Here is a 23,438-nt window from a genome sequence, read left to right as displayed (position 1 = left end):
TGAAAATTAATGGGATTATTAACAAAAATATTTGGAACATATAGCGATAAAGAGTTAAAACAAATAAATAAGATAATAAAAAAAATTAATTCTTTAGAGGCAACGGTACAAAATTTATCAGATGATGAGTTAAAGGGTAAGACTGATGAATTTAAGAAGAGATATAAAAAAGGTGAATCTCTTGATAAAATGTTACCAGAGGCTTTTGCGGTAATAAGAGAAGTTTCAAGAAGAGTTTTAGGTAAAAGGCATTATGATGTTCAGTTGATTGGTGGAATTATATTACACCAAGGAAGAATTGCAGAAATGAAAACTGGGGAAGGTAAGACTTTGGTTTCAGCACCACCTGCATATCTGAACTCTATATCAGGAGATGGGGTTCATATAATAACTGTTAATGATTATTTAGCACAAAGGGACTGTGAAATAAATAAACCTATATATGATTTTTTAGGTGTTAGTGTCGCACCGATAGTTCATGGGATTACATCTCAACAAAGAAAGGAAGCTTATGCGTGTGATATTACATATGGAACGAATAATGAATTTGGATTTGATTATTTAAGAGATAATATGGTTATATTTAAGGAGGAAAGAGTTCAGAGGGGGTTAAATTTTGTAATTATAGACGAGATAGATTCCGTTCTTATAGATGATGCTAGAACTCCTTTAATAATATCTGGTGCTGCAGATAAGTCTACGGATTTTTATAGAATAGCTGATTATTTTTCAAAAACTCTTAACGAAGATGATTATAAGAAAGATGAGAAAACAAATTCTGTAATTTTAACTGAAGATGGTGTTAAGAAGGCTGAAACTTTTTTTAAGGTTGATAATTACGCAGACCCACAAAATATGAGTATACAACATCATGTTTCACAATCTTTGAGAGCTAATTATGCTATGAAGAGGGATAAAGATTATATTGTTGTAAACGGAAAAGTTGAAATAATTGATGATAATACTGGTAGGGTAATGGAAGGAAGGAGATATGGAGATGGATTACATCAGGCTATAGAGGCTAAAGAGGGTGTAAAAGTTGAGAAAGAATCAAAAACACTTGCAACTATTTCTTATCAGAATTTATTTAGAATGTATAAAAAATTAAGTGGTATGACAGGTACTGCAGCAACTGAGGAAAATGAATTTAGAGAAATATATAGCTTAGATATTGTAGTTGTTCCAACGAATAAACCGATTAAGAGGGTTGATTATTCAGATAAAGTATTTAAAACTGAAAGTGGTAAAATAAAGGCTATAATAAAAGACATTGAGGAAAGTAATTTAAAAGGTCAACCTGTTTTAGTTGTTACGCCTAGTATTTCTAAAGCTGAAAATATGTCAGATGAATTAAGAAGAAGAGGAATGAAGCATCAGCTTTTAACAGCAAAGTCACATGAAAAAGAGGCAGAAATTGTAGCTCAAGCTGGTCAGGCGGGAATGATAACGGTTGCGACAAATATGGCGGGAAGAGGTACTGATATAAAGCTTGGAAAAGGTGTTCCAGAGGCTGGAGGTCTTAAAATCATTGGAACTGAAAGAGCTGAGTCTCGTCGTGTTGATGGTCAGATGAAGGGAAGAGCAGGTAGGCAAGGAGATCCAGGTAGTTCTAGATTTTATATAAGTTTAGATGATGATTTAATGAGAATATTTGGATCTGATAGATTGAAAGTTGTTGTAGATAGACTTGGTCTTTCAGATGATGATGCAATTGAGAGTAAATTTGTATCTAAAGCTATTGAAAATGCTCAAAAAAATGTTGAAGGTAATAACTTTGATGTTAGAAAATCTCTAATAGGATATGATGATGTTATAAATAAGCAAAGGGAGATAATATATTCTCAGCGTTCTAGAGTACTTGAAGGTGAGAACTTAAAAGAACAGATAATTTCTATGATTGAAGATGTAGTTTCGTATGAAGTTAATTTACATTTAGTTGGATCTGATTCAGAGGATAGTGATTTAAATAAACTTATAGAGTATATGGAAATGTTGTATGTTCCTGTTGGATTGATTAAACGTGAAATGCTTGAAGATTTAAATATAAAAGAAATAACGGATAAGTATATATCTATAGCTAAGAAGATATATGCAAAAAAAGAGGAAGAGTTTGGGGAAAAACAGCTACGTGAAGTTGAAAGAGTAATATTACTTAGAGTTGTTGACCTTAAGTGGATGGATCATATAAATAATATGGATCATTTAAAACAGGGTATAGGTCTTAGAGCGTATAAACAACAAGATCCGATTCAAGCATATCAGTATGAAGGTAGTGCTATGTTTGAGGAAATGATAATGAATATAAAATTAGATACTATTAAGTACTTGATGCATGTTAGAGAGGATAAAACTCCTAAGAGAGAAAGAGTCGCAATGGAAACAGGTACGAATGAAATTTCTTCTGATGTCAAATCAAAGCCTGTTAGGAAAAATTCTAGGGTTGGAAGAAATGATATTTGTACTTGTGGAAGTGGAAAGAAATATAAATCTTGTTGCGGGAAAAATCTTTAAATTTTATTTTAGCTGCTTTTTAGCAGCTTTTTATATACAAAGGAGAAGATTATGTTTGATTATCAATATTTTAAAGATAGACTTAAAGAGATAAAAGAGAATTTTGATCTTATAAGGGGGTTTCTTTGACTTAGATAGGCTAAATAAGAAATTTGAAGAGTATTCGATTATGATGGAGGATAGTAAATTTTGGGATGATATTGAAAACAGTACTAAAATAGTTAAGCTTGCTAAGAGTTTAAAAGATAAAATAGATGAAGTAGATAAATTATATAAAGATTATGAGTATTTAGTGGAGTCATTAGAAATTATAAAGGATGAGAGTGATGAAGAGTATATACAGATGTTTAAGGATGATTTTTATAAATTTAAAAATGTTATAGATACTCTTAATATTAAAACTCTTTTAAATGGTGAATATGATAAGAATAATGTTTTTTTAACTATTCATGCTGGTGCTGGTGGTGTTGATGCTCAGGATTGGAGCGATATGTTATTTCGTATGTATATGAGATGGGGAGAGGAAAACAAATTTGCGTTAAGTGTTATTGATTATAGTATAGGCGATGAAGCTGGTATAAAGAGTGCTACGATAAAAATTGAAGGTGAATATGCCTATGGATATTTAAAAGGGGAGAAAGGTATACACAGACTTGTTAGAATTTCTCCTTTTAATGCTAATGGGAAAAGACAGACATCGTTTGCTTCTGTTGAAATTTTACCTGAGATACAGAATTTAGAAGAAATTAAGATAAATGAGAGTGAACTTAAAATTGATACATATAGAGCTAGTGGGGCTGGTGGACAACATGTTAATAAAACAGAATCTGCAGTTAGAATAACTCATTTAAAAACAGGTATAGTTGTTCAATGTCAAAATGAGAGGAGTCAATTATCAAATAAGGAAACTGCGATGAAAATTATGATATCTAAACTGATTGAACTTAAGGATAGAAGTCATAAAGAGAAGCTTGATGATTTATCTGGGGATTTAAAAGAAATTGGGTTTGGAAGTCAAATAAGATCTTATGTTATGCATCCGTATACACTTGTTAAGGATCATAGGATGAATATTGAAACATCGGATATAAATAAGGTGCTTAATGGGGATATTGATATGTTTATAAAAAATTATATAAGAGGAGTTTATTAAAATTAAAAAGTGAATTTGTTACAACAGGAGGAATTAATATGGATATTTCTAAAGTTTTATCTAGTGAATTTTTGATTGATAAAAAATATGTTGATAATGTAATTAATTTATTAGATGAAGGTAATACGGTTCCATTTATAAGTAGATATAGGAAGGAAGCTACAGGTTCTCTTGATGATGTTGTATTAAGAAAATTTGAGGTTAGGCTTAATTATTTGAGAAATCTCGAGGAAAAGAAAGAAAATATTATACGTTTAATTGATGAACAAGGAAAATTAACAGATGAAATTAGAAATAGCATTTTAAGCTCAAATACATTAGTGGAGATAGAGGATATATATAGACCGTTTAAACCAAAGAAAAGAACGCGTGCAATTATTGCTGAGGAAAAGGGATTAAAACCTTTAGCAGAAATTATCTTAAATAAAGATTTTAGTGGTGATATTTTAGAGGAGAGTGAAAAATTTATAAACGAAGAATTTGGAATTAAAAGTGGACAAGATGCATTGGATGGAGCGAAGGATATAATATCTGAGATAATTTCAGATGATGCAAATTTTAGAAAATTTATACGTAACTATGTATTTGAAAATGGTATTATTGAAACTTGTGGAGAAAGTGATAAGAGAACACAATATGAAGATTATTATGATTATAGAGAAAAGGTGAAAATTATACCCTCCTATAGGGTACTTGCTATAAATAGAGGGGAAAAAGAAGGAATCTTAAAAGTAAAGATATCATTTGGGGAAAATGAAATAATAGATATGATATTTTCTAAAATTGGGGTTAATAATAAGAAAAATAATGAATTAATATTAGAATCTATAAATGACTCCCTAAAAAGGCTTATATTACCTTCGATTATTAGAGAAATTAGAAAGGATTTAAGCTTAGTTGCAGAAGACGGAGCAATTATTATATTTAAAGAAAATTTAAAGGCATTACTTATGCAACCACCGATAAAAGGTAAGGTTGTTATGGCTATTGATCCAGGATTCCGTACTGGTTGTAAAGTTTGTATATTAAGTGATACGGGAAAGTATATGGATTCGACTACGATATATCCAAACGAACCTGTTAAAAAAGTTGATGAAAGTAAGAAAATTTTGATAGATTTAATTTATAAATATAATGTTACTTTGATTTCATTGGGAAATGGAACAGCAAGTCGTGAAACTGAAGAAATTGTAGGTGAGATTATAGATGAGGTTAAAGTAGAGAAAAATGTGGATTTATCATATGTTATAGTATCTGAAGCAGGAGCGTCTGTTTATTCAGCATCTGAACTTGCAAGTAAAGAGTATCCTAATTTAGATGTTACTATAAGGGGCGCAATTTCTATAGGAAGGAGATTGCAGGATCCTTTAGTTGAACTTGTTAAAATAGACCCTAAATCAATAGGTGTTGGACAGTACCAACATGATATAAATGGTAAGAAATTAGAAGATTCTCTTAAAACTGTTATAGAGGATTGTGTAAATTCAGTTGGAGTGGATTTAAATATGGCTACGCCATCTATATTATCGTATATATCTGGAATAAATGCTTCTATTGCAGAGAATATTGTAAAATATAGAGAAGAAAATGGTAAATTTAAAAAAAGATCAGATCTTTTGAAGGTAAAGCGTTTAGGAAATAAGGCTTATGAACAGTGCGTTGGATTTTTAAGGATAAGTGATGGAGAAAATGGACTTGATAATACGTCGGTTCACCCTGAAAGCTATGATGCTACAAAGAAACTTTTGAGTATGTTTAATTTAGATATAGAAGATTTAAAATATAGAGGAAAGATACATGATTTAGATGATAAGTTTAAAAATCAAAATATTTTTGAGATATCTGAAATTTTAGGAATTGGAGAGATTACACTTAGGGATATTATAAAAGAACTCAAAAAACCTGCGAGAGATCCGAGGGAAGATTTACCAGAACCTATATTTAAAAAAGGAGTTTTAAGTATAGATGATTTAAAAGAGGGAATGATACTTGTTGGCACAATTAGAAATATTTCTGATTTTGGAGCCTTTGTAGATATTGGAGTTCATCAAGATGGACTAGTTCATAAATCTCAGCTATCTAATAAATTTGTAAAACATCCATTGGATGTGGTAAAATTAGGTGAAATTGTAAATGTTAAGGTACTTGATATAGATAAAGAGAGGAATAGAATTTCTTTGACTATGAAAATTTAGCAATTTTTATAGGTGGTGATAATGAGTGAGAAAAATTGAATTTAATAATAAAATCAAAATATGTATTTTGGTAGCATTATCTGTTGTTCTTATGTATTTTAGGTTAAGCGTACCTTTTTTACCTAATTTTTTAACATTTGATTTATCAGATATACCGATATTTTTCATAACTATAATATTTTCTCCTATTTTAGGGGTTATATCTTTAGCATTAAAAAATTTATTGGTGTGTTTTACTATGGGGAGTTTTACTTTCGGTATAGGCGAGCTTGCAAATTTTTTAATGGGATTTTGTTTTATAGTTCCAGGGGCATATTTTTACAAAAAATTTAATGGTAAGAATAGATATATTTTTAGTTTATTATCTGGAATGATTGGTCTTACTTTATCAGGGGTTATATTAAATGCTACGGTAATATTACCTGTTTATGTAAAATTATTAGGCGTTGAGTTAAGTTCCTTTATTGGAGAGGCAAATACATTATTAAAATTCTTGATTATATATATTGTTCCTTATAATGTAATAAAATCTATGATAATTTTTTTCCCAACTGTTGCTATTATTGATAGGTTTAAAAAATAAATTCTAGGAATTTATCCTAGAATTTTTTCATTATTATGGCATCTTCTGAAGGAAATTTGTAATAATTGTTACGTCTACCAATTTCTTTAAATTTGAATTTTTTATATAGATTTATTGCTATTTTATTAGATTCACGCACTTCAAGAAGTATAGTATAGTTATCATAATTATTTATTAAATAATCCATTAAATAGTTTGACAATCCAATACCTTTATATTCATTATGTATTGATATATTAGTTATGGTAACTTCATCTATTATTACCCATATACTTATAAAACCAATTATTTTATTTTCATACATTAATGAGAAGTATTCTGAAAAAATATTGTTAAAGTCATCATTAAACGATTCTATGCTCCAAGAATTTTTTATATTTGATTTACTTATTAGGTAAATAGAATTTATGTGTGAAGAGTTTGATTTCTTTACATGAATCTTCTTAAAATCAATCATTTTTTGATTTGTTTTTGGTAAGAAGCATTTCTTGGGCTTGAGAAACTCTTATATATGATGGGGAACAAAGAAACGAATCATCAAACAAATTAAGTTTAAATTTTTCGAATCCTAAAAGTGCGTAATCATATGAAGAGATAGGTTTTTGGTTTATATATGAATTTGGAAATATTATTTTTAAGTGAGATTCAAATTTTAAAGTTCCATCACCTGTAAAGAGTATATTTTGTAAATTATTGTACTTTGATTTCAAATATTTTTTGATATTGTTTATATGTACAATTTCCCCTTCAAAATCATTTTGAATTATTTCATTTCTACATGTGAACGAATTTATGTACACTTCATCTCTTAACGCGTTTATTATGCTGCATACAATTCCATTAAAATTTTCCCTAAAACACAAAGAGTCTAGAGAAGATAAAGATATCATTGGTTTTTTTAAGGCAAATGAAAATGATTTTATTATGGAGAAGGCTATTCTAAGTCCTGTAAAGCTTCCGGGACCTTTAGATAATATGAATCCGTCGATATCATTTATTGTTAAGTTTGAATTCTTTAAAACAGAATCTATAATACCTATAGAGTTTATAGAATGACTTTTTAAATTATATATATTTATCTCTGATAAGAGTTTTTTGTTATTTGTGACGCAACAACTTAATATATCAGAGTTTGTATCAAGAGTTAGAAGTATCATATTGTTAAATCTCCTTTTTAAAATCGTTTAAAATTTTAGTTAAAATATCCTCATATTCATTATTAAAGTTGAATTCAATTATGCGTTCATTATTATTTGAAGGAAGTTTAAATATATTGATAAAATTTGTATCTAATGGAAGTGCTTCCTTCACATTTGATGCCCATTCTATAATTCTGACTCCATCTGATTTAATATAATCATCAAATCCAATTAGAAATAATTCATCTATTGAGTTTAATCTATAAACATCAAAATGATATAGTGGGAGAGTTCCATCATAATATTCATTTATTAAATTAAATGTTGGACTAGTTATATTGTCTTTAATATTGAGTCCTAGTGCAATACCTTTTGTTAGTTGAGTCTTACCGCACCCTATATCACCGTCTAGTGCGATTGTTATGCTTTTATTTAGATTTTTTCCAATTAATTTTCCTATATTAATTGTTTCATTTATATTATTTATTTTTAAAATATCTTTCATAAATAACTCCAATTATTTTATATAGAATAATTTTAATAATTTTTAGTAACAATGTAAATTTATTTTATTGTTGATTTTATATAAAATTTATAGTACAATATCAAAGTAATTTAGGGGTATAGCTCAATTGGTAGAGTAGCGGTCTCCAAAACCGTTGGTTGCGGGTTCGATTCCTGCTGCCCCTGCCATACAAAAAAGAGAGGTGAAAATAACGCCTCTCTTTTTTATATGTAATTATTTAAAATTTTTAATGAAGTATAGTAGGTTTCTGCACACCAATTGCACAAAATAAAATTTGCATAAGTTAACTTAATAATATTTGATTCTTCTTTACCACAACAATAACAATTTTTCATTTAATTCAAACTCCTAACATAAGCATACTTTAATTATTTCTTATAATTAGGGAAAATATACAAGCTTTTATAATAATAATTATTTATTAAATGATGTTTAAATTTTGTTTAAAAAACCATAATAAATTATATGTAATAAATCATTATGGTGATAATATAATTTATTTTGAAAATAAAGAGGTGCTTACAGTTGTTTACTTAGGAGGGGATTTGAGGTGAGGTCAGAGCAAAATCATGATAAAAAACTATCTAATAATGAGTCTTTATTTAAAGATATTGTTAATTTAGACAAGTTTAAAAAAATGGATGATAGATATATAATTAGTGATATTTGTAAAAATACGGATTTTAAATATGATTTTAAAAATGACAGTTGTAATATTTATTATAGATCATTTGCTTTAAATATTTCATTTGATATTATGAATAAATTTAAATCTATAGCTGGTTTTATTGATTTAAATTTATGTGGATTGTCAGATAAAAATAAGTTTATTTCTCTACTTGATAAAATAATATTTAAGAAGGAATTAGATATATCTATTAGTAATTTAAGAGAAATTATAGATAATGTAACCGAAGATATTATAAAGGAATATAACATAAGGGGAAATAAATTAAATTTTTATATTAATAAAATTGTAAATATTGACAGAGAGTTAATATTTATGTTGATAAATTTGAATTAATTATTTAGAACACTTGAATTTCAAGTGTTCTTTTTATTTTTTATATAATTTATTTAAATATTGGGTAAGTTAACTATAATTACCAAAGAATGGAGATTATTTATATGTATAAAAAAATTATTATGTTATGTTTTGGTGTTTGCTTATTATTTAATACAAATATGGTTAATGTTAAGTGTATTGATGAAGGCAAATATTTAAAAATCATAGATGATAAAGTTATTTATTTGACCTTTGATGATGGACCAAGTCCAAATACAAATAAAATTTTGGATATATTAAATAAAAATAATGTTAAAGCGTCTTTTTTTGTAATTGGGAATCAAGTGGAAGTTCATAAAGATATTGTAAGAAGGTTAGAGAGAGATGGTATGTGTATTCTACCGCATACTAATTGTCATAATTATATGAAAATTTATAATACAGCAGATGATTATTTTATTGATTTAAATAGTTGTATAGTTAAAATAAAAGATGTTATTCTAAAAGAGCCTGTTAATTTTATTAGATTTCCGGGGGGTGTTAATAACGAACTATTAAGAGAAGATGTTTTAAATGAAATTAAGGATAGATTTTTGGATAATAAATATTATTTTGTTGAGTGGAATGTATATGGTTTAGATGCTGAGAGGATTCCTAAAAGTTCAGATACTATATATAATTCTACTATTAGTCAACTTAATAACAAGTCAAAAGCTATAGTTCTTTTACATGATGGATATGGTAATACAAACACTATTGACTCATTGGAGAGAATAATATTATATGCAAAACAACTTGGATATAAATTTATGACATTAGATAATATAAGTGAGAAAGATTTTGATTATTTTATTAAAAAATCTGTTATAAATAAAGGAGTAAGGTAAGTAATTTCTATTTGTAATATTTTAGGGGGATTAGTATGTTTAAATTGTTGATTAGTATTATTTTTTCTTTAAGTGTTATTTTTACTAGTGTTTCAGCTGAGGAAATAAATAATTATAAAATTTACGGAGAATCTTATGTGGTTATAGACGGAGATACTAATGAAGTTATTTTATCAAAAAATGCAGATGCAAAAATGTATCCAGCAAGTATTTCAAAATTAATTACTGCTATTTTATTGGCTGAGCATAAAACTAAAAAAGATACTTTGATCTTTACTTCTAGGGCTAAGGAAATGCCAGAATATTCTGTTAATTTAAATTATTCTTCGTTTGATGTTGGACAGGAATTAAGTGCAGATTTCGTTATGAAATCTATACTTATATTTTCTGCAAATGATATGGCACAGGTTGTTGCAGATAATTTATCCGATGAATTAGGAAAATCTTTTGAAGAGATAATGAATGATAAATTAAGGGAACTAGGACTTAAAAATACATATTTTAAAAATGCTATTGGTCTTCATGATGATGATCATTATTCAACTGCATATGATTTAGCACTTCTTTTAGAAGCAGCACTTAAATATGATTGGATACGTGAAACTATTTCAATTAAAGAAACAAGTGTATCTTTACCTAATGGATCTATTATAGTTTATAAAAATTCTAATAAATTATTGGGAACAGATGGTATGATTGGTGGTAAGACAGGTTATACATCTAGATCGGGAAGAAATCTTGTAGGAGCTTTTGAAAAAGATGGGAAATCGTATATAATTACTGTTTTAAAATCTATATACGATTCTGAGGATTCATATGTATTTAATGATATGGAGAATTTGAAGCAAATTGCAGAGAAGCAAGAAAAAGCATTATTATATGAAAAAGGTAGTGTTGTTTCTGAAAGTTTTCCATTAGAGTATAAGCTTTTTGGTTTTTTTGGACCTAAGAAAGTAGCTCAAGTTCCATTGATTTTAAATGATAATGTTTATATGTATGATAATGATTATAACAAACAGAATTTATCCACAAATATCTATTTAAAAGATAATATTAATATTTTTACTGATTTTAATAAGCCAATTGGAACTTTTGAAGTTTTGGTTTCAGATAGTAAATCATCTTATAATTTAAGTGTGGATATGAAACCTATTATTTTATCAAATATTTTAATTTATACGTTGTCAATATTATTAATACTTGTTATTATAATTCTTATAATGATAATTATTAAGAGAATACGAGGAAAAAAAAGAGTTAAAAGAATATTTTAGTTTATGCTGCTGTTTTATTAAACAGCAGCCATTTTTTATTAATATTGCAATATTGAAATTAATGAATATAATATATTAATGATGTAACAAATTTTGGAATTTTTAGTAGTAAATCTTAATATACAAGACTAGCTTTTACTAAGGACGTGTAATTCTATGAAAATTAAGAAAATTAATATAAATAATTTTGGATTAATAAATAAAAAGAGTATAAATTTCGAAAATGGTATTAATATTGTTTATTGTGAAAGTGATCAAATTAAGTTTATTATCCAGAATTTTATAGTTTGTTTTTTATATGGAATGGATGATGAAAGAAAAGCATTTAAAAGTGTATTTAGACGTAAATATTCTCCGTTTTTTATAGATAAGACAAAAGGGGAACTGATTGTTGAGATAAATAATATTGAATATTGTATAGAGAGAACATTTGGGATTTCAAAATCAAATGATACTAGTATTGTTAAAAGAATGATTGATGGGGAAAAAATATTTAATGTTGATTTGGATCAACCTGGAAAGACATTTTTGGACATAGGATTTGAGGCTTTCAATAGAACTATGTTTTTGAAAAATATAGATGAATTTGGGACTAAAGATAAAAATTTTAAGCTGATGGCTGATGTGGCTAAAATTAAGGAAAATTTTGATAATAGATTTTCTTTTGATAGATCAATTGAGTTAATAAATAAGGCAAAGTGCATTATAAAAGATATAAAAATATCTGAAAATTTGGGTGAATTATATGAAAAGTATTCAGATTTAAATGAAAAGTTACATAGGGCAGTTGAGATAGTTAATCTTAATAATATAGATTATTCTAAATTGGATGGTTTAAAAAAGAGAAAGGAAGTATTGTTAACTAAATATTCATTAATTGGGGATGAACGTAAATACTTTAAATATCTTGATATCAAAAAAAATGTAAATGATATTTTAAATGTTGAAAATGAAATTAATAAAATTAAGCAAGATATTAAAAATGTAAATGATAGCATACCGAAGATGAATGAAAAAATTATAGATAATTCTATTATGGAGGATATCATAACTAAATTCTCTAATTATAGGGAGGGTAAAAAAGAGATTTTAAATGTAAATAAAATAGATGTTGATGAAGAATCCAATGCTATAAAAAGATTTGAGTATTTAAATAAACAACTTGATAGGTATTCAGATATTAAATCTAATTTTCTTTTTTACTCAGAGAGAGTCAAAAAAATTGAGATGATAAATAAGGAAATAGATAATATAAAGGGGAATGGTAGGCTTTCGTATTTGCTCAAACAATATAAGATAATTTCAAGGGTGAAAAAAAATAAGCAGAAGGATAATGACTTAAAGATATATATATCCATAATAATAGTATCAATTTTAATAACTATTTTAGCCCCTTTATTCAAAATTAATATTAGTAGTGTAATTTTAATTTCTCTTATTGCTTTTGGATTAATCGGATTGTCATATGTTTATATGATGTTTAAGGATTATAAGGAAATAGGGGATAAGGATTTACATAGAAAAGCTGGGAAATTTTATGAACTTAAAGATCAAATATCTAAATTAGAGAAGGAATTGTATCCATATTCTTACTATAAACTTAGAACTGATATTAAAAATATAAAGAATATAGAAAATGAATTGGATTCTTTAAGTTATAGATTTAAAAGTGGAGATTTATCTTATACATCTGTAATTAAAGATTTTAAGAAGAAGGAAGATGAGATTTTAGAAATACTAGCCAATTTTGGGTTTGATGATATTTATATTAGGGATATAGAAAATTTTATTGACAATATGAAATTTAAGTTGAATTATAAATCTAATATCGAGAAAGATTTAGAGAGTAAAAGTAATGAACTTTTAAAGATGCTAAATGGTAGAGAGAAAAGTGATTTAATAAATGAATTATCTTTATTTGAACAATACTCAAATGTGGAAGTTTTTAAGGATAAAGAAGATGTTGAGAAGGAGTATAATATTTTAAAAATTGAACTCAAAGAAATAGATGATGATATAAAATATTTAGAGGATAGTTTAAAGAGTGCTGAATCAAATAAAAATAGGGTAAGTAGTATAAATGATGAGATACTGAATCTTAGGAATACAATTCTTTATTTAGAAAATAAAATAGCTAATATAGATACGTACAGAAATAGGATTACTGATATTTATTATGAGTTTATAGATACATTATCATCAGAAATATCCAATAGAGTAGAATATTTAATTAAGTATTTAACAAAAGATTCTATAAGTACAAGTAAAAAAATTTATAAATATGATAGGGATAATAGTTCGATTTTGCTTAGGGAGAAACTTGGAATTGAATTTTTAAGTGGTGGAATGTGGGATCTTATATATTTTGCTTTGAGGATTACTATTGCTGATTTTATTTATGAATATAAAGGAGAAATTCCACTTATTTTAGATGATTTATTTTTAACATATGATTCTAATAGGATGAAGAAGGCTCTTATGATACTTGAAAAGTATTCAAAAGATAGACAAGTTATTTTATTTACATCAACTAAAAGGGAGATTGATTATCTTAAGGGAAATGCTTATATTATAAATGTTTAAAAGGGATTAACTTATTTAAGTTAATCCCTTTTTAATTTATTAAAACTTCTTTGTTCATATTTGCGTAAAGCCTAGATAAAAGTATTGGAGTAATAATTGTAGTTAAAATTACAACTATTATAAGAGGTGAAACTAGATTTTCACTAAGTATTTGATTAGTTATACCAATATTTATAATTATTAATGCAACTTCCCCTCTTGAGATCATTCCAGCTCCTATACGTGAGGAGTCTTTGAAGTTGTATCCTAATACTTTTGATGTAATAAAACATGCAACGAATTTACTTAATGCAGCACCTATGAATAGAATTAAAGTAAATATTATTACAGTTTTATTGAAGGATGATAATTTGGTTTGCATTCCTATACTTGCAAAGAATATAGGAGAGAATATAAAGTAACTTAAATAATTAAGTTGTTTGTAAACTGTATGTTGGAAAACATATTTAGAGAATACAATACCAGTTAAATATGCTCCTATTATAGAAGTAACATGGAAGAATTCTTCGCTAATAAATGATATAGCAAAACATAATATAAGGGCATATAATGGCATTCTGTGTTTATGTTCCTTATTTATACTTAAATTATTTAAGAATGGAGGCAAGAATTTAATTAATAAGAATACAAATACGAAGAATAATAGCAATCCTATTACAACTGATTGTATTTTAACTTCTTGTCCAAGAGACCCTCCAAAAAGTGTTAAAATAAACACCCCTAAAATATCATCTATAATTGCAGATCCCATAATTGCAGAACCAGATTTTGAAGAAAATACTTTAAGGTCTTTAAGTGTTTGAGATGTTATAGAAACAGATGTTGGAGTAAATATAATTCCTAAGAACAAACTATCTAAATAAGGTAAGTTCATTATGAAATATCCAATTGAAAATCCTACAATTAAAGGAATGATAACTCCTAGTAGAGCTATTAAAAAAGATGACATTCCTACCTTTTTTAGATGATCTATATCTGTTTCGAGTCCTGCGTTAAACATTAAGAGTATTACACCTATATTTGCTGCATATTCCCAAAATGTATCGTATGAAACTATTTTTAATACTGATGGACCTAATATTACTCCGGCTATTAAAGCACCAACGACATTTGTAAGTCTTAGTTTGTTTGTTATGGATCCTAAAACTTTTGTAAGTAATAAAATTAAACATAATTCTATTAAAAAATTAGGACTCATGTTTACCTCCTTTAAATTTTAAAAATTTTATTATAAATTTCATTAAATCTTTTATTTTAATTTGATAATCTGAATTTATGTTATATATAATGAAATTACATAAACCAAGTGTTATAAAAATATCCTTAATATCAGCAATAAATAAGTTATGTATGTGCAAGAAATCTAAACTTCCACCCCAGAATAATTTGTCTATAAGAGAGCATAAACCACCTGAAAATAAAAATATAAAAGTTAATTGATTTATGGAATTTATTTGGTTTTTATAGAAAATATATCTGTATGTAAAAAATATAAATAATAGAATTAAAAAATTCAAAGTGATAAAAATCACAAAAGGAGCGTTTATATTGAATCTAGATGCTATAAATGAGCCTTTATCATTTAAATCTGGAGTAATAGATAAATAATTTGGAATTATATTAAAAGAATATATATTATTTTTACTAAATATCGTAGAAACAGTTATTTTAGATAATTGGTCAATTGCAAATAATATTAATATTATTATGGTTAAGTGAGCATCTTTAAGAATTATAGATTTTTCACAGTATTTATAAAATAAGTATGAAATAATTAATAATAATAATGCTGGTAATAAGTTCATTACCATGCTATATGTATCTGAAATATTTTTTGATATTAGTTCAAATACATAGTAGATAAGCCAAATAGATGGATAAACTATAATAAAATGAAGTAATTTTAATTTATTTTTCATTGACTAATCCTCCGATTTGTGATTGGTATATTGAATAATTATAAATTATAATAAATATAATAAACGAAAAAATAAATCAATCTATTTTTTTAAAAATAATAACTATTTATATTATTGAATATTTTGTATACATTATGTATAATAAATATGTACTTTTATTTATAGTTATTTATTGATTATAAACATTTTTAATGTATGGTTATCTATATATTTATTCCTATATTCTGGCAGATTTAGTGATGTTATAGTATGATTTTATTTAATTTATAACTTTGACGATTGATGATTGATTTTTAAAATATTTTTGTAATGCCTTAGTTTGATAATTTATTAGAGCATCTTATTTTAGATGCTCTTCATTGTTTTTTAAAACAATTTTAAACTCTATTTTATGTATAAAATACAAAAAATTAAGAAAAAGAGAGAAAATAGGAGAAAATAACAAAATAAAGCAAAAAATATTAGGTAAATGAAGTAATACAAATATGTTAAAAAAAGATTACAAATGTTATTATTTAACAAAGGAAGGGTCACAATACAAGTTTCACTGAAATAATGGAAATTAATTTTTAACTTTGTTTTGAAAATTAGGAGGATAAGTATGAAATCTTTAAAATTAAGAAAATTGATTGCAGGTATTGCGATGTTAGCTATGACTTTATCAGTTTTACCTGTTAATAATATAAAAGTTAATGCAGCAGAAATTAATGATGGAAGATATGAGAATAGTTGGACTTTAAATAGTAAAGGTTATGTGGATAGTTTTACAAGTACAACTCAGGTTACATTAGCTAGTAATGCTAAGAAGACAGAAGAAAGTGTTTTCTCAATCGAAAAGATTTTAACTGAGGTTTTAACTTCTGATACAACTGTTAGCGGTACGAATAAAACTTATAAAGCTGATGCAAATGAGGGTGGAGTTGCAAGAATAGGTATAAGATTATCAGGAGAATTAGAAAGAACGTTTAGAAGATACGTTGATGATGCAGTATCTGAGCATAGAAATAACGTAAATACTGTTAATGCAAATAGACATAATAATGGTGTTGCAATTAATACACAAAATCAAGAAAGATTAGCTAGTGAATTGTTAACTGCTTTTGATGTTGTTAATAATAGCAATCAGGATGTAAGATTTTTAATCACTTATGAATTGAGTGATGGTAGAACTAGAACAACAACTGTAAGATTTAATGAGCTTAGCTTAGATTGTCCTGAAACAGATTCAGGAAGAATTTCAAATTCTAATGATTTGAGATCTTTAGTTGATGAGAATGGTTTAATTTATGTTACACTAAGAGGACTTCCAACAGATATAAAAATAACTAATATTGAATTAGATTCTAGAGATAAATTGACAGTAGCTACAAATTATAGTAGTGGACAAGTTGATGCTACAAACTATTCAGTTCAAAATAGCATATCATATAACGCAGGTATATCTACAGTTCCTACTTCTACTTGGATATTAACTGATTCTTTATATGCGATGGTTGGTAATCAAAGCCAATATCAAGAGTTATCAAATGGAAGAAATAATGTAATTGATAGTGGAGAACATGTATTTGTTAAGTCTACAGGGTCTACAATAACTTTAATAGATCTTTTTAAAGATACAAATAAAACTATAACAGGTGCTACTGTAGTTGATAGACGTGGAGATAGCTACGAAGCCCAAATTGGAGATTTTGAAACTGGTAAGCTTTCTAATGGTGATACAGTTAACCATGGTACAAGGTATAGAGATCTTAAAATAGGTGGATTAAATGCAAATACTACTTATGATTTTGAGTATATTGATGTTTATTATACAATAAATGGTGATCAGAGAAGTCAAAGAATAAGGTTTGATGATAGGAAAGCTACTAATTATGTTACAGGTGATAAATATTTATCAATATCTACGTCAAATTATCAAACTTCACAAGTATTTGGATTTGACAAGTTAGTAAAAGGAGATTTATTATACCAAGCTAATGTTGGTTTAGATACATTAACTTATTTAGTTAAAGTTGACGATATTAGTAATTTACAAAGACTTGAAGTTAGAGGATTAAGAGCTGGAGAGACTTATACTATTAAAAATGTTAAATCTGAAGATGGCAAGAAATCTACATCTAACTGGTTTGCAGTAGAGATCACTAATTTAGATAGAGATAGAAGTTATGACTTTTTATCAATTGAAACTGTTTATAATGAAAATGGAAGAGAAAGATATGGAAATCCAATATCTTTAGGAAGAAATAACTCTGTAAGTGGAGATTCGTTATTCCCATACTCAACTACAAATATTGATAACGCAAAAAATAATATATTTGCAAAAACAAATAAAGATTATAAATCTGAGTTATGGATAGATTCACAACTTAAGTATGAGCAAATTCCAGGTGGAGTAAGATTCTATGGAAGAATTAAAGATGCTGACCATATCATAAGTGGCGTTGATGTATATGTAAATAATAATGGAAGTTATAGTAGAATAGATCCTTCAAGAGTTAGTTTTGAGACAACTTATAGAGTTGTTAAAGGATTGGATGTAGACGGTAATAACAGTATATCTGGGGATTATGATATTGACTATCCATTGTTAGAGAATACTCATATAACAGGAAGTGAGAGTACGGTTGAGTCAGCTTCTGAAATGATTGAAATAACTATAACAGGAATTGAAGCTGGAAGATCTACAGATTTTAAATTTGAGTTTTCAACTTCAGAGGATGGAAATAGAGTATCATCTATAAGAACTGATAAAGCTGGTGCATTAGGATCAATACCATCTAATGGTACAAAAACTCAACAAGCCATAACTAGATATGCAACTGGAAGAGCTGGAACTACAAAAGTTGAAGTTTCAACTGCAGGTGTTAATGTAACTGGTGTTACTACAAACTCAGCAACGGTTAACGCAACGATTAAAAATACTGATAAAGAAATGATATCTGTTGAAGTTACGGGAACTGGATCTAATGGAGTTAAAGCAACTTATAATGTTACTAGTAATGTAATTGAGTTAACAGATCTTAATTCTAATACAGATTATACAGATCTTAGATTGATATTAAGATATGGAGATAAGAGTACAACTTTAACTGTACCATCGTTTAAAACAACTATTCAATCACAAAGTGAAACAGGCGTAGCTGGATATGTTTCAAGAGTTTATAGAGCATTCTTTACAAGAGAGCCAGATAGAGATGGTCTAGTATACTGGACTACTAAATTGGCTGCTAAAGAAGAAACTTTAAAAGGATTCTTAGGACAACTTTCGTTTACACCTGAATTATTGGAGAAAAACTTAAGCAATACTAACTTTGTTGAAGCTATGTATGCTATAGTAGATAGAGCTGGAGAAACTGAAGGGGTTACTTTCTGGACATCTGAAATCGAAAAAGCTATACAAGCTGGAGAACCTCAAAGTCAAGCTAGAGCTGCTGTTGTATCAAGAATGTTAGATACTGATGAAGTAAGAGCGATGGCAACTACATTAGGAATTAAATTTGAATAATATATAAAAAGTGAAGTTCATTTGAACTTCACTTTATTTATTTTTTAAGAAATCATCTATTTGACTTCTTAGAGGAATTAAAATATATTTAATTGCTTCTATATTTTTGGGGGATGTTATTTGATTAAAATAATAAAATGCTCTTGTATAATCTCTGAAACTAAGATATATAATCCCGAGAGTGTGAAGAACATGAGAATAAGTTCCATCTATTGTGTTAACCTTATTTGTTATATCTCCTATTGATTTAACCATTGAGTTTATTTGATCAAATTTATCACTCATTACAGAATCATTTTCAAGTATGAGTTGAAAATAAAAGCTATCCAGTGAGTTTGGTATTTCGTATTCCATAAGATCTATGACTTCTTTTAATAAATCATATTTTTTATGTGATACAGCTATTTTAGCTAAGAGTGTTAGAATATTATAATAAAAGTTTTCAATGGAATTTTGAGTATGTTTTAATTTTAATCCTGATTTCAATATTTTTATACATTCATCTATATCATGACCTAATATATTTTTTTCACGTCCAAGGAAGTAGTACCATCTAATTTTATTAGGTTCAAGTTTTATCATTTTTTCAAGTATCTCAGTATTTCTCTCAGCTTTATTTTTGCTTTTAAATACTTCAGGATGATATCCATCATGAAGAAGTGTTAAATTAAGCATAATGTAATTGATTTCTGATTCATTTTTAGATACGATTTCTTCATGAATTTTGCCATCGAATTTCATCTCATGTTTTTTATTGAAAATTCTTTTTGTAGTATTTATTTTTTGACCCAGTGAATCTATTGTTGGAGAAAATACCAATGGATGTTTTTCGTTTGAGTTGAAATTATTAAATAATGAAATAACATCTTTTATGAGATAAAATTCATCTGTTGGGGTTTCATCTGCATCTATAGATAATATCCAATCATTATTGGATCTATCTATTAATAAGTTTCTTGAGTATGCAAAATCTTTTCTCCATTTATCTTTATATAGCTTAACATTTGGAAATTTTTCTTTGATTATTTTTACTGTATTATCTGTTGATCCTGTATCTAAAACTAATATTTCATCGGCGAAAGTGGAAATAGCATTTAATGATCTTTCAATACAACGCTCTTCGTTAAATACAATTAGATTTGCACTTAATTTTATTGGTGTATCATCAGAAAAAATATTTATTAATTCTACTAGGTTTTCATTAGTTAGGTCATCTTTATATTGTATATAATCATCATTTATGAAAAATTTTAAAATATTAGGGCATGTACCATTTATCGTGCTTAAAACTTTTATGCGTTTATTTAACTTACTTTCAAAGTCTTCATCAATTGTGAAATTATCCGTCTTTAGTTTTTGAAGTACATATTTATGAAAATTTAAATTGAACTTGAAATAATCTATATCGATGCTATTTATTATAGAATCTATGATTACCATAGTTAACCACCTTTCAAATCAAATTTTTATTATAAAAAGTTATTATTATATTTATTTCCAATGATATAAGATTATATCATTAAAGGATAATGTTTACAATTAGATTGAGAATGAGCTTAGAGTTTTTAATATGCAGACAAAAATAAAAGAGATGCATGTATTTGCATCTCTTATTTTTTAAAGTTTATTTCTTCTGATTTATTATCTATATTAATAAATGTTTTTGAAGGAGTGGTATTTGAAATTATTTTTCCATTTCGTATTGAGTATATTATTGAGCTTTTCCTTTGAATGATGTCGTAGTCATTAGTACCATTAAGTATTATTAAATTTCCGGGTTTTCCTTCTTCTATTCCGTAATTATCTTGTATGTTTAGAGTTTTAGAACTGTTATATGATATGAATTTAAGTGAATCGTTTATATCATCATACCCCATCATTTGGCAAATGTGCAATCCCATGTGGAGAACGTCTAGCATATTTCCACATCCAAGGGGATACCATGGATCGAAAATATCATCGTGACCAAAGCAAACATTTATCGAAGATTCATTCAATTCCTTTACTCGAGTAACTCCTCTTCTCTTTGGATAACTATCGAATCTACCTTGAAGATGTATATTTACAAGAGGATTACATATAAAATTGATTTCACTCATCTTGAGAATTCTAAATAATTTATATGTGTAGGCATCATTATATGAACCCATTGCAGTTGTGTGACTTGCAGTAACTTTATTTTTTAATCCAGTTTCATATGCACGAGTTGCTAGAACTTCCAAAAATCTTGATTGCTCATCATCGATTTCATCACAATGTACATCTATAGGTTTGTTATATTTTTCAGCTAATGAAAAAATTAAATCTATAGATTGAACTCCGTATTCTCGAGTAAATTCAAAATGTGGAATTCCACCTAAAACATCAGCACCAAGTTTTATAGACTCCTCTAATAATTCAATTCCATTAGGGTAGGATAGAATTCCTTCTTGAGGGAATGCGACAATTTGTATTTCTATAGAGTCTTTAAGTTCTTCTCTTAGTTCAATCATTGCTTTGATTGCAGTTAAATTCTTATCTGTAGTATCAACATGAGTTCTAACAAATTGTATACCATTTGCTATTTGCCATTTAATAGCTTTCTTTGCACGACTTTTAATATCGTCATGTGTTAAGAAATTTTTCCTCTCATTCCATACTTGTATTCCTTCAAAGAGTGTGCCGCTTTTATTCCATTTAGGTTCACCAGCTGTAAGTACAGTATCTAAATGGATATGTGGTTCTATGAAAGGGGGGTGTGCTAAATTGAAGTTTCCTTCTATTACATCTTCATTTTTAAGGGGAATTAAATTATTTGAGATTTCATGGAATATACCATCCTTAATTCTTATATCATAAATTCCTTTTTTTCCTTTGAGTTTCAAATTTTTAATTAACAATATTACACATCCTTATTTTTAAAAATTTTCATTCCAATAATATAAATAATTATTGTTGAAATAATAGCATTTATGGCAGGTATACCAAATGATATAAAATTTGCAACTAAAAATCCAATAATAAATGATATTATAGCTATTGGATTAACCTCTTTGAATTTTGCAATTTCTATTTTATCGTATTTGAGTTTCTTTATGAAAAAGTAATCTGCGATGACAACACCTCCGATTGGAGGTAGCATTGAATTTAATAAAGTTAGGAAAGATGTAAAATTATTATTAATCCATATAGAGCCGAGAGTTCCAATTAAACCACTTATCAATACTAATTTGTTTTTTTTAACTTTTGTTATATTAGAGAGTCCAAGACCTGCTGTATATATCGCATTATCATTTGTTGTCCATATATTAAGTCCAAGTACAATTATAGCTGGTATAATAAGGCCTTGAGAGAACATTACATCAGCTATATCAGAATTTCCGGTAACCATTGCACCAACTGCACCAAATAAGAACATTAAGGAGTTACCAATAAAGAAAGCTATTACTGTTGTTGATACCGCGATTTTCTTTGTTTTTGAAAATCTAGTAAAGTCTGGAGTAACAGTACCTCCACTTATAAAAGATCCAATACATAAAGTTATTGCAGTTATTAAATTCATCGGATTTGTTGGAGTTATACTATATAGTTCGCCGAATCCACCAATTGATTGAATTGCTATAAGTAGTGATAGACCACCGAGTATTGCAATAGCAGGTACAGCTATTGCACTTAATATAGTAAGTGATTTCATTCCAAAGTAAGCGGTACTAGTCATTAAGATTCCTGTTATTAGAACAAGAACATAAAGGTTTATATTGAATCTATTTGATATGGGTATTGCAAACATTGAAATACCTACACCAAACCATCCTATTTGAGTTATGCTTGTAATGAATGATGGGAGATAAGATCCCTTTAATCCAAATGAATATTTAGTTAATAGGTGTAGCGATAATCCAGTATCAGATCCTATGTATGATAATAGTCCTGTGTATATAGAGAGAATTAAGTTTCCAATTAATATAGATTTTAGGAAGTCATTTAAATTTAGAGAAACTCCAATGGTTGCACCTGTTAGCATACTTGCAGAGAAAAATGTGAATCCTAGCATTATAACAAATATTGAAAAGAACCCTTTTCTGTCTTTAGAATCTACGGAAGATAAAGAATAATCCATATCTGAAATTTTATTTTTATCCATTTAGCCATCTCCAATCGTATTAAATTTTTATCAA

At 27.1% G+C, this 23,438-nt stretch carries 18 protein-coding genes and 1 tRNA gene; 10 read left to right on the top strand and 9 right to left on the bottom strand.

The genetic code is table 11. The features are described from left to right. Window positions 1-9: 9 nt before the first annotated feature. From secA to RATSFB_RS05820, 4 genes are all read left to right on the top strand, one after another. Window positions 10-2,511: a preprotein translocase subunit SecA gene (secA, locus tag RATSFB_RS05835; protein WP_014095116.1), complete on the top strand. Its 2,502-nt coding sequence runs from the start codon at window positions 10-12 to the stop codon at window positions 2,509-2,511. 51 nt (window positions 2,512-2,562) lie between these two features. Continuing rightward, a protein-coding gene (gene prfB / locus RATSFB_RS05830; protein ID WP_242821395.1) for a peptide chain release factor 2 occupies window positions 2,563-3,664 on the top strand; the annotation gives its coding sequence in 2 pieces (ribosomal slippage) (window positions 2,563-2,625 and window positions 2,627-3,664; 1,101 coding nt in all). 38 nt (window positions 3,665-3,702) lie between these two features. Then, a complete protein-coding gene (locus RATSFB_RS05825; protein ID WP_014095114.1) occupies window positions 3,703-5,859 on the top strand; it encodes a Tex family protein in 2,157 nt (718 codons plus the stop codon). A 25-nt stretch (window positions 5,860-5,884) separates the two neighbouring features. Beyond that, a complete protein-coding gene (locus tag RATSFB_RS05820; RefSeq protein ID WP_014095113.1) occupies window positions 5,885-6,442 on the top strand; it encodes an ECF transporter S component in 558 nt (185 codons plus the stop codon). 16 nt (window positions 6,443-6,458) lie between these two features. Here the strand turns inward: RATSFB_RS05820 and rimI are convergent, their stop codons facing one another. From rimI to tsaE, 3 genes are read right to left on the bottom strand one after another with little or no spacing between them, the layout of a single operon-like run. Beyond that, window positions 6,459-6,899, bottom strand: coding sequence for a ribosomal protein S18-alanine N-acetyltransferase (rimI, locus tag RATSFB_RS05815; protein WP_014095112.1), 441 nt, complete (start codon window positions 6,897-6,899; stop codon window positions 6,459-6,461). Continuing rightward, window positions 6,892-7,599 carry a tRNA (adenosine(37)-N6)-threonylcarbamoyltransferase complex dimerization subunit type 1 TsaB gene (tsaB, locus tag RATSFB_RS05810; RefSeq protein ID WP_014095111.1) on the bottom strand — a complete coding sequence of 236 codons (708 nt, stop codon included), beginning with the start codon at window positions 7,597-7,599 and terminating at the stop codon, window positions 6,892-6,894. The genes rimI and tsaB overlap by 8 nt, the downstream gene beginning before the upstream one ends. A 4-nt stretch (window positions 7,600-7,603) precedes the next feature. Continuing rightward, window positions 7,604-8,086, bottom strand: coding sequence for a tRNA (adenosine(37)-N6)-threonylcarbamoyltransferase complex ATPase subunit type 1 TsaE (tsaE, locus tag RATSFB_RS05805; protein ID WP_014095110.1), 483 nt, complete (start codon window positions 8,084-8,086; stop codon window positions 7,604-7,606). 112 nt (window positions 8,087-8,198) lie between these two features. On the opposite strand from tsaE, the gene RATSFB_RS05800 reads away from it, so the two are divergent. After that, window positions 8,199-8,274 (top strand) — tRNA-Trp (locus RATSFB_RS05800). Window positions 8,275-8,310: 36 nt separating this feature from the next. Here the strand turns inward: RATSFB_RS05800 and RATSFB_RS07530 are convergent. Continuing rightward, the gene (locus RATSFB_RS07530) at window positions 8,311-8,442 is read right to left on the bottom strand and encodes a hypothetical protein (protein WP_256359016.1); all 132 of its coding nucleotides are present in this window, start codon (window positions 8,440-8,442) and stop codon (window positions 8,311-8,313) included. Between the two features lie 215 nt (window positions 8,443-8,657). On the opposite strand from RATSFB_RS07530, the gene RATSFB_RS05795 reads away from it, so the two are divergent. From RATSFB_RS05795 to RATSFB_RS05780, 4 genes are all read left to right on the top strand, one after another. Next, entirely contained in the window at window positions 8,658-9,131 is a 474-nt protein-coding gene (locus RATSFB_RS05795) for a hypothetical protein (protein ID WP_014095109.1), read from the top strand. A gap of 104 nt (window positions 9,132-9,235) precedes the next feature. Continuing rightward, the gene (locus tag RATSFB_RS05790; protein ID WP_014095108.1) at window positions 9,236-10,000 is read left to right on the top strand and encodes a polysaccharide deacetylase family protein; all 765 of its coding nucleotides are present in this window, start codon (window positions 9,236-9,238) and stop codon (window positions 9,998-10,000) included. 35 nt (window positions 10,001-10,035) lie between these two features. Further along, entirely contained in the window at window positions 10,036-11,274 is a 1,239-nt protein-coding gene (locus RATSFB_RS05785) for a D-alanyl-D-alanine carboxypeptidase family protein (protein WP_014095107.1), read from the top strand. 156 nt (window positions 11,275-11,430) lie between these two features. After that, window positions 11,431-13,857, top strand: coding sequence for an ATP-binding protein (locus RATSFB_RS05780; protein WP_014095106.1), 2,427 nt, complete (start codon window positions 11,431-11,433; stop codon window positions 13,855-13,857). Between the two features lie 31 nt (window positions 13,858-13,888). Here the strand turns inward: RATSFB_RS05780 and RATSFB_RS05775 are convergent, their stop codons facing one another. Together RATSFB_RS05775 and RATSFB_RS05770 are read right to left on the bottom strand one after the other, a co-directional pair. Continuing rightward, on the bottom strand, window positions 13,889-15,055 hold the full coding sequence (locus RATSFB_RS05775; RefSeq protein WP_014095105.1) for a cation:proton antiporter: 1,167 nt from the start codon (window positions 15,053-15,055) through the stop codon (window positions 13,889-13,891). Then, window positions 15,045-15,776, bottom strand: a complete 732-nt coding sequence (locus RATSFB_RS05770) for a signal peptidase II (protein ID WP_014095104.1) — start codon at window positions 15,774-15,776, stop codon at window positions 15,045-15,047. Before RATSFB_RS05770 ends, RATSFB_RS05775 begins: the two co-directional genes overlap by 11 nt. Window positions 15,777-16,377: 601 nt before the next feature. Between RATSFB_RS05770 and RATSFB_RS05765 the strand changes: the two genes are divergently transcribed. Beyond that, window positions 16,378-19,281 (top strand): DUF4214 domain-containing protein, encoded by a 2,904-nt coding sequence (locus RATSFB_RS05765; protein ID WP_014095103.1) that lies wholly within the window; start codon window positions 16,378-16,380, stop codon window positions 19,279-19,281. 33 nt (window positions 19,282-19,314) lie between these two features. On the opposite strand, the gene RATSFB_RS05760 is transcribed toward RATSFB_RS05765, so the two are convergent. From RATSFB_RS05760 to codB, 3 genes are all read right to left on the bottom strand, one after another. Next, complete coding sequence (locus tag RATSFB_RS05760) at window positions 19,315-20,721, bottom strand: glycosyltransferase (RefSeq protein WP_014095102.1); 1,407 nt, start codon at window positions 20,719-20,721, stop codon at window positions 19,315-19,317. A 170-nt stretch (window positions 20,722-20,891) separates the two neighbouring features. Beyond that, on the bottom strand, window positions 20,892-22,160 hold the full coding sequence (gene codA, locus RATSFB_RS05755) for a cytosine deaminase (RefSeq protein WP_014095101.1): 1,269 nt from the start codon (window positions 22,158-22,160) through the stop codon (window positions 20,892-20,894). Between the two features lie 2 nt (window positions 22,161-22,162). Then, window positions 22,163-23,404: a cytosine permease gene (codB, locus tag RATSFB_RS05750; RefSeq protein ID WP_014095100.1), complete on the bottom strand. Its 1,242-nt coding sequence runs from the start codon at window positions 23,402-23,404 to the stop codon at window positions 22,163-22,165. Window positions 23,405-23,438: the final 34 nt, after the last annotated feature.

It is taken from the genome of Candidatus Arthromitus sp. SFB-rat-Yit, from assembly GCF_000283555.1.
In the GTDB taxonomy this organism is placed as follows: Bacteria; Bacillota; Clostridia; order Clostridiales; family Clostridiaceae; genus Dwaynesavagella.
The sequence above is the reverse complement of the archived record's forward strand: the minus strand, read 5'-3'. Positions and strand labels throughout refer to the sequence as shown.